The organism is Seonamhaeicola sp. ABD4_175 (assembly GCF_056160885.1).
In genome coordinates, this window is sequence record NZ_JBSWYC010000006.1 from 1 (window position 1) to 16,178 (window position 16,178).

18 protein-coding genes are annotated in these 16,178 nt (G+C 31.9%); all 18 read left to right on the forward strand.

The window, feature by feature from the left end:
- The first annotated feature begins 103 nt into the window (after positions 1 to 103).
- The 18 genes from ACXAG4_RS15175 to ACXAG4_RS15260 all read left to right on the forward strand — a co-directional run bounded on the left by ACXAG4_RS15175 (position 104) and on the right by ACXAG4_RS15260 (position 15,971).
- Complete coding sequence (locus tag ACXAG4_RS15175; protein WP_475296942.1) at positions 104 to 844, forward strand: hypothetical protein; 741 nt, start codon at positions 104 to 106, stop codon at positions 842 to 844.
- A gap of 161 nt (positions 845 to 1,005) precedes the next feature.
- Positions 1,006 to 1,569 carry a hypothetical protein gene (locus ACXAG4_RS15180; RefSeq protein WP_475296943.1) on the forward strand — a complete coding sequence of 188 codons (564 nt, stop codon included), beginning with the start codon at positions 1,006 to 1,008 and terminating at the stop codon, positions 1,567 to 1,569.
- Positions 1,562 to 2,206 carry a hypothetical protein gene (locus ACXAG4_RS15185; protein WP_475296944.1) on the forward strand — a complete coding sequence of 215 codons (645 nt, stop codon included), beginning with the start codon at positions 1,562 to 1,564 and terminating at the stop codon, positions 2,204 to 2,206. The genes ACXAG4_RS15180 and ACXAG4_RS15185 overlap by 8 nt, the downstream gene beginning before the upstream one ends.
- A gap of 747 nt (positions 2,207 to 2,953) precedes the next feature.
- Positions 2,954 to 3,334 carry a hypothetical protein gene (locus tag ACXAG4_RS15190; protein ID WP_475296945.1) on the forward strand — a complete coding sequence of 127 codons (381 nt, stop codon included), beginning with the start codon at positions 2,954 to 2,956 and terminating at the stop codon, positions 3,332 to 3,334.
- Between the two features lie 162 nt (positions 3,335 to 3,496).
- Positions 3,497 to 4,024 carry a hypothetical protein gene (locus ACXAG4_RS15195; protein ID WP_475296946.1) on the forward strand — a complete coding sequence of 176 codons (528 nt, stop codon included), beginning with the start codon at positions 3,497 to 3,499 and terminating at the stop codon, positions 4,022 to 4,024.
- A 686-nt stretch (positions 4,025 to 4,710) separates the two neighbouring features.
- Positions 4,711 to 5,511, forward strand: a complete 801-nt coding sequence (locus ACXAG4_RS15200; RefSeq protein ID WP_475296947.1) for a DUF695 domain-containing protein — start codon at positions 4,711 to 4,713, stop codon at positions 5,509 to 5,511.
- Positions 5,512 to 5,657: 146 nt separating this feature from the next.
- The gene (locus tag ACXAG4_RS15205) at positions 5,658 to 6,305 is read left to right on the forward strand and encodes a DUF4919 domain-containing protein (RefSeq protein ID WP_475296948.1); all 648 of its coding nucleotides are present in this window, start codon (positions 5,658 to 5,660) and stop codon (positions 6,303 to 6,305) included.
- Positions 6,306 to 6,467: 162 nt separating this feature from the next.
- On the forward strand, positions 6,468 to 6,824 hold the full coding sequence (locus ACXAG4_RS15210) for a hypothetical protein (protein WP_475296949.1): 357 nt from the start codon (positions 6,468 to 6,470) through the stop codon (positions 6,822 to 6,824).
- 1 nt (position 6,825) lies between these two features.
- Positions 6,826 to 7,254: a hypothetical protein gene (locus tag ACXAG4_RS15215; protein WP_475296950.1), complete on the forward strand. Its 429-nt coding sequence runs from the start codon at positions 6,826 to 6,828 to the stop codon at positions 7,252 to 7,254.
- A gap of 157 nt (positions 7,255 to 7,411) precedes the next feature.
- Positions 7,412 to 7,942, forward strand: a complete 531-nt coding sequence (locus tag ACXAG4_RS15220) for a DUF6584 family protein (protein WP_475296951.1) — start codon at positions 7,412 to 7,414, stop codon at positions 7,940 to 7,942.
- Between the two features lie 168 nt (positions 7,943 to 8,110).
- Positions 8,111 to 9,040, forward strand: coding sequence for a restriction endonuclease (locus ACXAG4_RS15225; protein ID WP_475296952.1), 930 nt, complete (start codon positions 8,111 to 8,113; stop codon positions 9,038 to 9,040).
- Positions 9,041 to 9,212: 172 nt separating this feature from the next.
- Entirely contained in the window at positions 9,213 to 10,574 is a 1,362-nt protein-coding gene (locus ACXAG4_RS15230) for an AAA family ATPase (protein WP_475296953.1), read from the forward strand.
- Position 10,575: 1 nt separating this feature from the next.
- Positions 10,576 to 11,430: a DUF4435 domain-containing protein gene (locus ACXAG4_RS15235; RefSeq protein ID WP_475296954.1), complete on the forward strand. Its 855-nt coding sequence runs from the start codon at positions 10,576 to 10,578 to the stop codon at positions 11,428 to 11,430.
- A gap of 160 nt (positions 11,431 to 11,590) precedes the next feature.
- Entirely contained in the window at positions 11,591 to 12,121 is a 531-nt protein-coding gene (locus tag ACXAG4_RS15240; RefSeq protein ID WP_475296951.1) for a DUF6584 family protein, read from the forward strand.
- A gap of 715 nt (positions 12,122 to 12,836) precedes the next feature.
- The gene (locus tag ACXAG4_RS15245) at positions 12,837 to 13,376 is read left to right on the forward strand and encodes a hypothetical protein (protein WP_475296955.1); all 540 of its coding nucleotides are present in this window, start codon (positions 12,837 to 12,839) and stop codon (positions 13,374 to 13,376) included.
- Between the two features lie 315 nt (positions 13,377 to 13,691).
- A complete protein-coding gene (locus tag ACXAG4_RS15250; protein ID WP_475296956.1) occupies positions 13,692 to 14,333 on the forward strand; it encodes a DUF6563 family protein in 642 nt (213 codons plus the stop codon).
- Between the two features lie 149 nt (positions 14,334 to 14,482).
- The gene (locus ACXAG4_RS15255) at positions 14,483 to 15,067 is read left to right on the forward strand and encodes a hypothetical protein (protein ID WP_475296957.1); all 585 of its coding nucleotides are present in this window, start codon (positions 14,483 to 14,485) and stop codon (positions 15,065 to 15,067) included.
- A 151-nt stretch (positions 15,068 to 15,218) separates the two neighbouring features.
- A complete protein-coding gene (locus ACXAG4_RS15260; RefSeq protein WP_475296958.1) occupies positions 15,219 to 15,971 on the forward strand; it encodes a hypothetical protein in 753 nt (250 codons plus the stop codon).
- Positions 15,972 to 16,178: the final 207 nt, after the last annotated feature.

A 16,178-nucleotide genomic window follows, 5' to 3' on the forward strand; every position in this document is an offset into this window, starting at 1 on the left:
CGAAAATTCATTTCTTTTTACTAAATTCGTTTTACGGCGGAATAATCCTGCGGATTTTTCCGCAACGAATTTCTAGCCGTTAACCGTTGTAGCCAATTTGAAAATGAGCCTTAATCAAAAAATAATTTCAAACCTTAAAAGCCTATTTCTAGAAAATTTCAAGGAAATTCAACATCCATCACTTTCACAATGGCTTGATTTACTTGAAACAGAAAATCCAGATGTATTTAGTATTAACGAGCAAAAGACCGTTAAACTTTACGACGAATCTGTAATTGGGAATTTTAAAATCGCAAAAGGAAATAAGAAGCTATTGAAATGCTATGAAAAAGCTATTGGATTTGATATTCACGAAACTGAAATTATTAATGGATTTTCAGAAAATTTAATATCATCTTTCGAAAAAATTAAAAAAGGAATTAGAAACATTGAAGGTTCAAAAATTCAAATAATCTTACTTACATATGATTTTGAGCCATATGCTTGGATAAGTGGATTTGGAGAAGGCAATTATCCTATTTTAGAAAAACCTGAATACTTTGATTTCAACTACAAAAAAGACTTCTTTGAAATTTTGGGACGTATCGACTACTCAAAAATTTGGAGCAACTTGATAGAACTAGAAGAATGTTTAGAGGAAGCCGAAATATTTGATGATGTCTTTGAAACTGATTTTTATCAAAGCTTAAGGAATTCGTACATATATAAAACCTATTTACTGCTGAATAAAGCATTCGAACTGAATAAAATGGAATTATTTAATGGACTTGATATTAAAAAACCATTATTTATTTATGGACACGAGCACGACTGTGAAAAAATAAACGTATTCTGTTATGAGTAAAAAACTGGCTACAACAATGTATAACCGCAATTACGGCGGATTCGACTACGTCCGAATCCACTCGGAATTGCTAACACCAGTTCTAAACCGAAAAACTTCGTATATTTATCCGTAACTGACAGTTATACGCGACCGTTGCCAGCAATTAAAAACCAATAAATATGATTTTTAAAAATAGAATTGAATTTAGCCAAGAAGAAAAATTAGTTCTTAATGCCTTAGTTGAAACCACTTCCGTTGAAAGTCTTTTCGAGCAACTTCATGAATTTGAAGACGATTTAGCCTTAACTATTAAGGCTCTCAATAATAAACTTGATTCTGACAATACATTTGAAGATTTATTGATAGAAATCAAAAATCTCAAAAGCATTATTTTGGAAAAAAATAGGCTTGTGAAAAAACAGAAATATGAAGAAGTTGCTCGTCTTCGTGATAAAGAAAAACAGTCTCTAAATAGACTAAATTTAGGATTTAACCTTAAAATATGGAAAAAAGATTTACAATTTTCCCTAGAAGAGTTAAAAAAGTATCTACTTTATAAAGATGCTAAAATATCTGAAAACTCAAATATCAGCCTTCTAATACAACCTGGCACAGCCTCGAAAGAAGAAGTAGGAAACTTATTATCTGAATTATCTAAGCTCTACAAAATGGTTGGTGGCAGTGGAATAACATTTAGGTTAGACGAAATACGCAATCCAAAATTCAAATTTGACCATGAGTAATTCTGGAGAAAAAGAACAAAATAATAGGATTGTAAAGTTCATTGGACGTCCTGCAAATCTTCAAAGTGAAGTTGAACTAACTAAATGGAAAAGATTTCTCAAATTTATATGGCCTTGGGCCAAAGAAGGAGGGAAATTAATTTCAAGAGGAAAAGAATTAACTGAAGATTTTTATCAAGCTGAAGTTGATAGAAAATCTAAAGAAGCTGAGAAATTTGCTGCTGAGGCGGCTAATATAGCCGCAGAAAAGGATTTAAAAATTCAGCAAAAAGTTAAAGTAGTAAATGAAGAAATCACTAGAATATTTTCAGATAATAATGTTCCTGACCTAGCAAAACAACTTCAACTTGCAAATTTGATAGCAAACAACCCTGAGATTTCTGCACAGCTCGATAAGATAGAAGAAATGGTATCTAAATTAAAGGCTGTAAATTTTTCTAAATTCAATCTTGAAATTGAAGAAAATACATCGAATTTAGATGCTGAAGAGGCAGAATTCGTTGATGAAACGAAAGAAGATGAATTAAACGTGGAATTTGATTTGCCAGAAGATGAAAAGACTGAACTAACTGAAGAAGAGGTACAAAGACAAGTTCGAGAAACTTTAGAGAAGCTAAAAAAGCCAGAACAAGAGTAAAATTATACAATAGGAATAATAACTGCTGGCAACAATGGCTATAAGTAATTGCTTGTTCTCGCCTACTTCTGAAAATCCTCGCGGATTTTCAGTTTGGTGTGTACTTGCAAAGTTAAATGCTAAACCACGCAACTACTCATAGCCTAGACCGTTACCAACAAGTTGAATCGTCCGCAAACACTAAGCTAAACCAAGGGTTTGTTCTTTTCTGCTGATAAATCATTAAACCGAAAATCTTCTGAAAATCAAACTCTGAATTTGAATTCGTAAAGCGGAAAATCACTCGGAATTTAAGCCCGCCTATAGTTCTTTTTTGCATCGAAAATTTAGAAAAAACTATGGTTTCTGCTGAATATCTGAACGGCAAAACGTTCGGAACAACTTTGCGGAAATTTCCCTGGTTATTTTTTAACGATGAAAATTTACGATTCCAATGTTTTTGCTGAATTAGATAACGGCAAAACAAATGAAAAAAATTAAAACTGAAAATTACCCAAATACAGTTTCTGACGAGGAAAATTTAGATTTCCAATGGTTAATCCTAAATGACTTTGAGGCAAAACGTTCGGAAAATTGAAAAAATAAAACCAGTTGGTAACAACGTATAAAATTAATTGCTAAATTAGGGCTTAACTAATGGTTGTTGCAATTTTGTTACGTCTGATTTTCCTGCGGAAAATCCTCGCACACAAAACCGCAACTAATCTTATACAAATACGTTGTGCGTCATTTGAGAAACGCGACATTATGAATGAAATTGAATTAATAAAAACAAAAATTGAGCAACCTGTCGCAAAAATTTCAGACACGGAATTGGAAAAACTAATTGACCGTGAATTTCCTGAAAATTCGGATTTAGTAAAACGTAAACTGACAGAAATTACGAGTGACTCTCAAAACGGACAAAACCGAATTGGAGCAGCAGTTCTAAAATTGGCAAATTCGGACTTGAATGCAATTGATTATCTCATAAAAAAAGCCAACGAAGATTTCAGAGATATTGTTTCTCAAGCGGAATATCCAAGAGCTTCAAAATATGGATTTGAAGAACGTTCGGACAATGAATTGAAAACGGATTATCTAAACGATTGGACTGAATACTCTGAATGGAAAAATAAAAAAGAATAAAAACGAACGCACAACAATGTATAACCGCAATTACGGCGGATTCGACTACGTCCGAATCCACTCGGAATTGCTAACGTCTGTGCTTAACCGAAAATAATCGCTAATTTAACCCGTAACTGACGGTTATACTAGACCGTTGGCAACAAGCTGAAAAAATCACGAATGAATCAAAATCTGGAACAAATATTTGAATTAGAATCTGCCGAAAAATATAATGAAGCATATTCTGAATATCGAAACCTGATTTCGAAAAACAACGCGGATTTTGAAACGTGGAAATATTATTTCTTCTTTTTGTGGTCTATGCTTGAAGATGTGAACGGACTTTTTAAAAAAGATATTGACTTACGAACTGAATTGGAATCCGAATTAAAAAACGGACTGAAAAAGTACTCGGAATTAGCAGAATTTAATTTTATCGCTGGATATGCGATTTCAATTTTCCCTTACGAATTTGGCGACTACGAAGAGTTGGAAATTAAAGGAAAAGAAATGCTAAAAAAGGCGTTTGAATTGGAACAATCTAATCCGATTTATGAAATGGTTTATTTGGGCTCAAAGAGTCTGAATGAGAAAGAACAAAATTTATATAAAAAGGCTTGTGCTGAATCAAAACTGATTTTACAAACCAAACATAGCGGAAAAGGATTGTTGAACGAATATTACAATCAAGTATTTAATCGTGAATAAAAGAAGCCAGTTGCCAACAATGTATAACCGCAATTACGGCGGATTCGACTACGTCCGAATCCACTCGGAATTGCTAACGCCAGTTCTAAACCGAAAAATTTGCGTACTTTAACCCGTAACTGACGGTTATACGAGACCGTTGGTTTCAATGCTGAAGCAAGTTTGCGGTTAGAAAAATGCCTGGTGCTTAGATTCGATTTTTTTTAGAATTTTAAGATAGATAATTCCGAAAAAGATTGCTGCCGAGTTTCAAAATGTTGCGGATTAAAAACTCTAAAATCGGAGTGAATAACTGTGCGGATTTTGACAAACGTTGCGGAAACCCTAAAATTATGAATAAAATTTACTGTGGACTTCCACTCTGCTGAATAAAAAAAAATTATATCGGTTTTTGAACTTTTTGCGGATTGGAAAAACCTTGCGGATTAACACATCAAAATCTGATAAAAAAATAAATTGAGCCGATTTGATTGCCGACTGATTTTCAATCAAAAAAAAGCACTAAAACCAACATTGTATATAAAAAATTGCTAGTTTTACCTAAAACAAATGGAAATTGCTCCTTTGCTTGCTTCCGATTTTCCTTCGGAAAATCGCCGCTCACAAACACGCAACTTTCCATATACGAACCGTTACCCACAAGTTGAAGACAGCGAATGCGAAAAATATTGACCTTAATACTGATAATGGGATTTTTAAGTAAACTATTCGGACAGACAGAAAAGAAATCTGATTACCAGCCAGATTGGACTTTTTACTTTTCAAACGTAAATGACAAATTGAGTTCTATTGCGACCGATTTGAACTTAATCAACATTGCACCAATAAATGGACAAGAAAATGTTGTTTATGTTTCTATTAAAATGCCAAACCCTAAAGAAAATGGACTTTCAAGCAATGAAGACGCAGACGAATTATGGGAAATAGAAGATGCAATAATAAAAGCATTTGATAGAAATAAACTGAACTACACATTTGCAGGTCGCTTGACATCAAACGGATTTCGAGACCTTTATTTTTTCGGAGAAAACACGATTCTTATGGAAAAAGAAGTTTCCTCGACAATGACAGCATTTCCAAAGTACGAATTTGATTTTGGACATAAACCAGATAAAGAGTGGAGTGGCTATTTTGACTTTTTATATCCTTTACCAAGACAAATTCAAGTAATCCAAAACAGACGTGTTCTTGAACAACTTGAAAAAGGTGGAGACGGCTTGACCAAAGCGAGAGAAGTTTTCCATTGGATTTATTTTAAGACACAAAATGAACTCGACCAGTTTGAGAGTTTTACGACCAGTTTAGGATTTGAAACAAAAAATAAAGGCAAAACTGAACAGCCCAATGAATACAAATTTGTCATTTCAATTTCAAGAGTTGACAAAGTCGGATATGACGAAATTGACGAATACACTTTAGAGCTATGGGAAAAAGCCCAAGAACTAAATGGAGACTATGACGGATGGGAAACTTCGATAGAAAAATAAAAAACCTGTGGGTAACAATGTATATAAAAAATAGGCGAAACAGTAGTAAAATTAAGGCTTTTGGCTCGTATCAAGCTTTGTGCTTTACCGAAAGTTTGGTGCTTCGGAATCGCCTACTTTTCATATACTAACCGTTGGCAATAATTATGAAAAAAAGAATCACAATAATATTAATTGCATTTTTTTCAATTTCAAGTTTCGGGCAAAATATTAGCCGAAATCAGATTGAACAAGAAGTTCTCGAATTTTATAATGATATTGAATCTGACTATCACCACACAAAGGTTTTTAAACGCTACGAAAAATCAGTAGATTCTCTCGACGCTAAAGATTTTAGGCTACTTTACTATATGAACAGTTATAAACCTAAAAGATTTTATCCTTCTTCTTTTTTGTCCTCAAAATCGATAAAAATGATAAAGTATGCAAACAAAAGAAATTTTAAAAAGGCAAAAAAATATGGATTGGAACTACTTGAAAAAAATCCATTCGATATTACAGCGTTAATATATGTTGCAATGAGTATTGACAATCTTGGAGATGGAAAAACCAATGATTATTACAAATTGATGCAAGGAATTATACAAGAAATTCTCAAAACTGGTTCTGGACAAACAAAGGAAAGTTCAATAAAAATATCGGAAATTGGAGATGACGAAGTGATTATCGGATTTACAGGTTTTAATGGACAAAAACTAAAACCAGAAGAAACTGAATACGGACTTGGTACCTATGTATGGAAAGCTCGAAATAATGCGAATCTCTTTTTTGACATAGTTTTAATATTTGACTAAAAAAACAACTATTGCCAACAATGTATAACCGCAATTACGGCGGATTCGACTACGTCCGAATCCACTCGGAATTGCTAACGTCTGTGCTAAACCGAAAAATTTACGTACTTTAACCCGTAACTGACGGTTATACGAGACCGTTAGGCAAAATATGAAAACAGAATGAAATTAGATGAATTTATATTTGAATCACTAAAGCAAGTGATTGATGGAATTGAAAAATCTCAAGAATATGCTAAAGAAAAAGGAGCTAATATCTCTGCTGAAAATTTGACTTTTGTAGGAGCTAAAAATGGAGCTGGAATTGTTTTTATGAATCAAAGGTCTGGTGAAATTGTTGAAAAAATAGAATTTGACATTGCTGTAACTGCAAAAGAAGGAGATAAAGCTAAAGGAGGAATTGGTCTATTTGTTGGAGCCGTAGGTATTGGAACCCAAGGACAAGTGGAAAGTGAAAATAGTTCTATAAGTAGATTAAAGTTTTCAGTTCCTCTACATTTACCGAAAAAAACTGAATAATATGGCAATATTTGGAGCTGGTTCAAATTGGGGTGGAAAAGAAATGAAGGACATATTCTTTGATGAAGGTAAATTTACACTTGGGTGGAATGATAACAATGCAAAAGACCTATATAACCTAATAGGAACATTAAAAATTGGAGATATTATTTATTTAAAAAGTAATGCGCCAGGTTCAAGAAAAATAAGAGTTAAAGGTATCGGTATAGTTACTGAAAACTTCATTGACTGTCTCATGAATGGCAAATACAGTGAAACAAATGTAAATGATTGGGAAAGTTTATTCGTAAAAGTAAAATGGAAAATAAAAGAGGAATTTATCATTACTATTCCTAAAGATGAAGGAAAATTGACAAACATCCGTGCTGCAAGTTTTTATGAAGAATTTTTGCCAAATGTCCAAAGAATAATAATTGATAAACTAATATAAATACTTTGCCTAACAATGGCTATAAGTAATTGCTTGTTCTCGCCTATTTCTGAAAATCCTTGCGGATTTTCAGTTTGGTGTGTACTTGTAAAGTTAAGTGCTAAACCACGCAACTACTCATAGCCGAGACCGTTGTGGTGCATTTGAGAAAAACATTGTGAGTTTAAAAGAAAAATTAGATAAAATAGATTCCGAAATTGAAAACGGACTGAAATTCAAAGCGACTGACAGGTTGCGGAATTTAATACAGGAAAATCCAAATGAAATTGAATTGTGGAATAAACTCGCTGAACTTTACTACGAAAGCGGATTTTTGGACTCTGCTGGAAAATATTGGATTCTGACTGAACCAACAGACGACAGAATTAAAAAATGCGTTGAGATTTACGAAAAATCAGTAAATAATTCTGGATATCAAATTTTGCAGGAACTTGTGTTTCGCGGAGACAAATCAAAACTATCTGATTATGCTCAAAAAAAGTTGACGGAATTGGAATCTGACAGCAAAGAAAAAGCTAATTACATCCCAAAATTCAATCCGAAAACAAATAAAAAAAAGAAGAATAATTCTGACCACAAACAAACCTTTAAGGAAAAATTAGGTGGATTTATTTTTTTCTCGGTTTTAGCTTTAATTGGAATTTTAATAATTATTGGTTTTGTGACTGTAATTCAATGGATATTTTGAGGATAAAAAACGACACCACAACAATGTATAACCGCAATTACGGCGGATTCGACTACGTCCGAATCCACTCGGAATTGCTAACGTCAGTGCTAAACCGAAAAACTTCGTATATTTATCCGTAACTGACGGTTATACGAGACCGTTGTAATGCATTTAAGACCAAACTAAATGGCAATACCAAAACACGATAAAATAAGAGTTCCTGTAATGGAATTATTGAATAAAAACGGAACAATGAAACTTCGAGATTTCATTGAGCCTTTATCTGAACATTTCGGACTGACAGACGAGGAAGTTAATGAAATGTACCCTTCTGGAAATGGACACATTTTTTATGACCGAGTTTCTTGGGCATTGAGTTATTTGAATATGGCTGGACTTCTGGACAAGCCAAAACGAGGAATGTATAAAATCAATGATTCAGGAATTCAATTATTAAAAACACCTGAAAAGGTTGATAAATACATTGAGGAACAACTTGAAAAAAGAGAACCAACACGACAAAAGAAAAAAACAACAGAAGAACAATTAACAATTGACGAATCTTCTTCAGAACTTACGCCTCAAGAAAAACTTTACTCTTCATTTTCAAACATTAAAAAATCTGTTTACACAGAAATTCTAAATACAATACTGACCAAAACACCAACTGCTTTTGAAAAATTAGTGGTTTTACTTCTTCAAAAAATGGGTTATGGCGGAGAAATTGAAAATTCTGGACTTGTTACAAAAGTTTCGAATGATGGCGGAATTGATGGGATAATTAAAGAGGACGTTCTTGGACTTGGACGAATTCATATTCAAGCTAAACGATATAAAATAGACAGTTCAATCGGACGTGAGGAAATCCAAAAATTTGTTGGAGCTTTAGCTGTTGCTCAATCAAATAAAGGAGTATTTATTACAACTTCTTATTATTCAAAAGGAGCAATTGAATATGCGAATAATTTAAATGGCTCGACAACTTTGGTACTGATAGATGGAAAACAACTTGCCGAATATATTTATGATTATGGACTTGGAATGCAAGTTGAGCAAACAATAGAAATCAAAAAATTGGATGCCGATTTTTGGGATTCAATGAAAGATGATGAATAAAAAACGCATTACAACAATGGCTATAAGTAATTGCTTGTTCTCGCCTACTTCTGAAAATCCTTGCGGATTTTCAGTTTGGTGTGTACTTGCTAAGTTGAGTGCTAACCCACGCAACTACTCATAGCCGAGACCGTTGGCGGTAATGTGAAACTAAACGACAAAAAAGTGAAAAATGATTATAAATAAATTTACAGCTGAAGATGTAAATGGGTACTTAAAATTTGATATAGATTTTAATACATCACTTACATTTCTGGTCGGAATTAATGGTTCTGGTAAAACAACTGCTTTAAAGTTAATTCTAGGGTTACTAAGTCCTAGCTGGGTAAATCTGACACAAATCAAATATTCTTTCGCTCAAGTTGAATTCGAAATTGAAAATACTAAAGTAACAATCAGATCCGAATATATCGACGATATAAAAGTCAGATTAACCATTATGTCTGAAAACCCTGATTATAATGGAGCAAGTACTGTAAAGGTTCAAGATTTACCAACTGTTGAAATTGGTGACTTTAGCAGGATTGAAATGCGACATATTTTAAACAGATATTCAAGATACGAATCTTTATTTGTTGAATTAGAAGCTGTTAAATCAATTAGAAAGCTTAACACACCTATTTTTTTAGGATTAGATAGAAGAATACACGAAGGAGGTGAGATTGACCTTTTAACTTTTGAAAACTTTCTACAACAACGAGACTTTACAACAGACATAAAAGGTAACTTATTTGAAAGTTTATTGGATGTAGAAAAACTTATAAAAAATAATTTTATTGAATTCTCACAAAAGCAAGCACAAATTAGTGCTAAATTAAAGAATAATATTATTTACTCATCTTTTGATACAATACAGGGAGACGATGATTTAGGTTTTAATATAAATACAGACATCGATATTGAGACAAGAAAACAAAGAATTTTAATTGCTTCTAAGAATTTTGAAATACCAAATCTCGAAAAAAAGATTTTAAACTATTTTGATGAATTAACTAAAATTCAGAAAAACTTAATAAAAGAACAAAAAAAGAAATTTAAAGAGCCAACAAAATCATATATGAAGTCAATGGGGCAATGGTTAATAAATAGTCCTCAATTAGAACGTATAGATAATATAATCTCTCTTTATGAAAGTGCTCAGGAGGAAATCGAGAAATCTTATCAGGATTTCAAAAAGTTTGAATCACTTACAAATTTATACTTCGAAGAAAATAAAAAATCTTTATTTATAGAAAAGAACGGTGACATTAAAATTTCACTACCAAATGGTGAATATACAGGTCTATACAAATTATCTTCTGGTGAAAAGCAAATTATAGTAATGTTAGCCCAATTAATTTTCGGTAAACAAAGAGACATTTTTATAATTGATGAACCTGAACTAAGTCTGCATTTAGGATGGCAAGAACTATTTGTTAAAACATTACTTGAAGCTAGCCCTAAAACTCAATTTATAATGGCAACCCACTCACCAACAATTTTAGGGAATATTGAAAATCAAAAGTATTGTCAAGATTTAACTCAGGTACAATAGAATGATTAGTTTTAATAAAAATATTCTGCCAAATATTGGTGTTTTTTTTAGGTACAAAAATACTGTTGACGTATTTGTCGAAGATTCATATGATGAAGAGTTCTATAAAGTTGTTATTAATCGTGTATTTGAAAAAACAGGACATAAAGTTAATAAGTTGATTCCACTTGGAGGGAAATCAAAAGTTTTAGAAGCTTGCAGTATTGACCAAAAAAAAAGAGATGTAAAAAGATTATACATAGTAGATGGTGACTTAGATATCATAAACGAATCTAATGAAACAGAATTAGATTATTTATTTGTGTTAGAGAAATACTGTATTGAGAATTATTTGATACAAGAAGAACCATTAATAGAAATTATACACGACAATATTCTAATTGAAAAAGAAAAAATAAAAAAGATATTAAGCTTTGATAATTGGTTAAAAGGTATATCACAAGATTTAGTTGAGCTGTTTATTCATTATGCAATTTGTAAAAAATATGTTCCAACACAACCAACAATTTCGCTTGGTATAGGAAATATTTGTTGTGAGAAATCTAAAATAACAGTTTTAGACACTGATAAAACAAATTCTCGAATTGCAGAATTAAAAGCAGAAATTCTAAAAGAGATTTCGGAAGAAAAATATAATGATATAGTCTACGAATCAAGACAAAAATGGTCAGCTTCAGTCGAAAATGTTCTTAAAATTGTTTCTGGAAAAGATTACCTTTTACCATTAACCGAATTTAGAATTCAAAAATTTAAAAAAATTAAAAGTTTTTCAATGAGACGTGAAAGTTTAAGAATAAGACTAGCTAAACTAATGGATATAACTGATTTAGAGATAATTAAAACGAAAATTAAATAAAAAACACTACCGCCAACAATGGCTATAAGTAATTGCTTGTTCTCGCCTACTTCTGAAAATCCTAGCGGATTTTCAGCTTGGTGTGTACTTGCAAAGTTAAGTGCTAAACCACGCAACTACTCATAGCCGAGACCGTTGTGGTGCATTTGAGAAAAACATTGTGAGTTTAAAAGAAAAATTAGATAAAATAGATTCCGAAATTGAAAACGGACTGAAATTCAAAGCGACTGACAGGTTGCGGAATTTAATACAGGAAAATCCAAATGAAATTGAATTGTGGAATAAACTCGCTGAACTTTACTACGAAAGCGGATTTTTGGACTCTGCTGGAAAATATTGGATTCTGACTGAACCAACAGACGACAGAATTAAAAAATGCGTTGAGATTTACGAAAAATCAGTAAATAATTCTGGATATCAAATTTTGCAGGAACTTGTGTTTCGCGGAGACAAATCAAAACTATCTGATTATGCTCAAAAAAAGTTGACGGAATTGGAATCTGACAGCAAAGAAAAAGCTAATTACATCCCAAAATTCAATCCGAAAACAAATAAAAAAAAGAAGAATAATTCTGACCACAAACAAACCTTTAAGGAAAAATTAGGTGGATTTATTTTTTTCTCGGTTTTAGCTTTAATTGGAATTTTAATAATTATTGGTTTTGTGACTGTAATTCAATGGATATTTTGAGGATAAAAAACGACACCACAACAATGTATAACCGCAATTACGGCGGATTCGACTACGTCCGAATCCACTCGGAATTGCTAACGTCAGTGCTAAACCGAAAAACTTCGTATATTTATCCGTAACTGACGGTTATACGAGACCGTTGGTTTCAATGCTGAAGCAAGTTTGCGGTTAGAAAAATGCCTGGTGCTTAGATTCGAAATTTTTTTTAGAATTTTAAGATAGATAATTCCGAAAAAGATTGCTGCCGAGTTTCAAAATGTTGCGGATTAAAAACTCAAAAATTGGAGTGAATAATTGTACGGATTTTGACAAACGTTGCGGAAACCCTAAAATTGTGAATAAAATTGCGGTGGACTTCCACTCTGCTGAATAAACAAAAATTCAATCGGTTTTTGAGCTTTTTGCGGATTGGAAAAACCTTGCGGATTAACACATCAAAATCTGATAAAAAAAATAAATTGAGCCGATTTGATTGCCGACTGATTTTCAATCAAAAAAAAGCACTAAAACCAACATTGTATATAAAAAATTGCTAGTTTTACCTAAAACATATGGAAATTGCTCCTTTGCTTGCTTCCGATTTTCCTTCGGAAAATCGCCGCTCACAAACACGCAACTTTCCATATACGAACCGTTGCAATGCATAAAACAAAACATTGCATATACAAAGATAGTGAATTTAATATAAAGTAAATAAATATATTTTTTTAACATGAGTAAATTTAATATTGACTATTCTAAGTTGCCAATTGATTTAGTTAAACAAATACCTAGATTGGTGAATGACTTTAAAAACAAAGACATAAGAAAAAAAGACTTGTTGTTATTTAAAGAAATAATAGATTTGTTGAATTCACAAAAAGAAGAACAATACAATTTAACAGAAAAAAGTAGAAGAGATAAAATCAAAAAAGGGGATTTTGTTACTGATGAAGAAGTAGATATGTTTGAGAAAAACCATATAGAAATACTTATTAGCAATTTAATAAAATATAGAGACAAGAAAAGATATATAGATGAACAGAGATGTTATATAAATAAAAAATTTTTAGATAGACTTTTGAAATTATTTGAATTAGACAATGGTGGATTTATAGATAAACCAGTTTCATATATAAAACAATATAAAGATGTTTTAGATTTATTTATAGAAAGGATAGATATTAAGGATAAAGAACGTTTTAAAAAAGGTGAGATTATCAAGAATCAAAACGTTTTATTCTTTTTACATCTGAATCGATACATGAAATAGAAGAAAGAAGAACTCTTACATCAAAACATAGTGTTTCATCAGAAAGAAGTTTTTCATTATTTCTTATTTCGTGAAGATTATTTATAAATTTAGGTGTTTTTTTAATAAGTTTATCGATGAATACTTTAAACTCTTTTTTTTCTGAATCCGACATAAAATAACGCATTACAACAATGGCTATAATTCATTTTTGCTCTATGCAAAACCTAAACTACCTTTTCAATAAGTCAGCTTTATTTCTTTTCCGAATATACTTGCGTGTATTCAAAAATGAAATCATAGCCTAAGCCGTTGGCACCAATTAAAACATACAAAATGAAAAAAACATTATTAATCTTATTCTTTTGTTTATTTAACTATACAGTAAACGCTCAAACGGAAACTTACCCAAAAGGAATTTATATAAATTTTCAAGAGGTTATGGATAAAAAACCTTCTGAAAACTATGACGTGGATTTAGAAAAAAGAAGTAAGGGAAAGATAAAAATGAACGGTGGAAATGATTATCAGTTAAATCCTGTTAACAAAAACGTTAAGAAGAAAATTTTAAAAAGAGAAGTATATGCCTACTCTGATGGGACTGATTTATTTTTAAATAGCTTTAAACACGAGCTTCAGTTTTGGTATAGTAAAGTTGAGGGAGAAAATGACAAATATTTCGTGTTTAAAGCTGGAATTCCAATGAATATGAAAAGATACGGGATGGAATCTTCTGATATTTCATATATGTTCGGAGGGATTATTTCAGGTTTCAGTGCGGCTAAAAGAGCTCTAATCCGATTACCATATGTAATGGATAAAAACACGCAGGAAGTAATTTTGGTATCTGAAAAAAACATTAAAGAATTAATTAATGAGTCGACCGAATTGATTACGGAATACGAAAAAGAAACTGAAAAAGATAAGGTTGAGATATTGACCAAATATATTTTAAAATGGGTAACTGAAAAAAAATAACTGGTGCCAACAATGTATAACCGCAATTACGGCGGATTCGACTACGTCCGAATCCACTCGGAATTGCTAACGCCAGTGCTAAACCGAAAATTATCGCTAATTTAACCCGTAACTGACGGTTATACGAGACCGTTGGCAACAATAAGAAAATGAGAATACTCAAACTAACTTTATTACTTCTATTAATTATTTCTTGCAAACAAAAAAAGCAGGAAATTGAACCTGAAGTAAAAACTGAAAAGCAAGAATCGGAATCCATAACTGAACAAGAACAAATGGAAATTAAAATGGATTCGATTTATGAAATATACAAAAAGGGTAAAGTTGAAAATTATGATTGGGACTTGGCTTTTGAAAAAGCTAAAAATTATCAAAAAGTATCTGAACCCTACTCTGACAAAAAATTGATTCCGAAAGATTTTTTGGAATTTAGTCAAAAATTTATTTCTGACCCTGATTTTCAAAAAACGCATATAGATTTTGAAACCCTGATAGCAGTTATTGGAGCTTGTGAAGAAACTTATGTTTTAAAAGAAAATAATTGGGTGCATATTGATTGGGAATTTTTAAAAGAAATTGGAATTGATGACGAGTGGAACAATACATTTAATTTTTCGGAAAATATATTCTACGCTGAATATGAACTAAAAGAAGTTGGGACAATTACAATGCTTGGATTTGAAAAAATAAATGGAAAATGGAATTTGACTTTATACATTGGAAATGATTGCTAAATTACTGTTGCCAACAATGTATAACCGCAATTACGGCGGATTCGACTACGTCCGAATCCACTCGGAATTGCTAACGTCAGTGCTAAACCGAAAAATTTGCGTACTTTAACCCGTAACTGACGGTTATACGAGACCGTTAGCTACAAGGCGAATGAAAAACTTTAAGAAAATATCATTTTTTGCACTCGTCTTGGGTTGGATTGGACAAATTATCACACACATTATTTGGTCGAATTTGGGATACGAAAATGCTTCTGGCGGAGATACTGGAGTTGTTATTTTTTGGTCATCTTTTTTTCTTCTTATCTATTACGGACTATTTATCCTAATACCGAGTAAAAGAATTGCAAAACTTTCCGAAAAAATCGGAATTCTGAACTTTACGCTATTATCGGGATTTTATGTACTGATTGGATTTACAATTTTGATAGGCTGGGGATTTTTAATGTCAAACAATTTTTTGGGCGTTTTTTTAGACGCATTTGTTTGCGGACTAATTTTCGGTCTGACTTTTCATCTACTCTGGAATAAAAAGCGGAATGAAATAAAGCAAATACACCTTATTCCAATTCTGACTTTACCGATTCTCTTTCTGTTCGTTTATTTATATGCTTTCCCAAAATTATTACCTTCAATAGCATATAATGCTGTTCCTCAATATGTGAGACACGATATATTAAAAAACACCATTCCAAAGTTTAAAGTTGGAGATGAATTATCAGAATTACAGAAAGCTTTACCAGGTGAATTTGAATTTGATGATTGTTATGGAAATCGAGGAGCTATGTTGGAAAACTTTCAATATGTAATAGAAGTCAATTGTTGTAAAATAGTACGAATAGAATATGGACCAAGGCAAAAAAATGGATATACGATGGGTGGAAAAAGAAAGCCCTGTAGCTAACAACGGCTATAGTTCATTACGCTGAAATTCCTAATCGGAATTTCGAGCCTTTTTGCTAAATTTATGGTTACGGCGGAATGATACTTGCGTACCATTCCGTAACGAAACCATAGCCAAGACCGTTGCTTTCAATAGCGGCCGACGCTCACTCGAACTCTTTAAAAAAAATCCGATTCTCAAAATGCCGGTTAAAATTTGATCACTCAA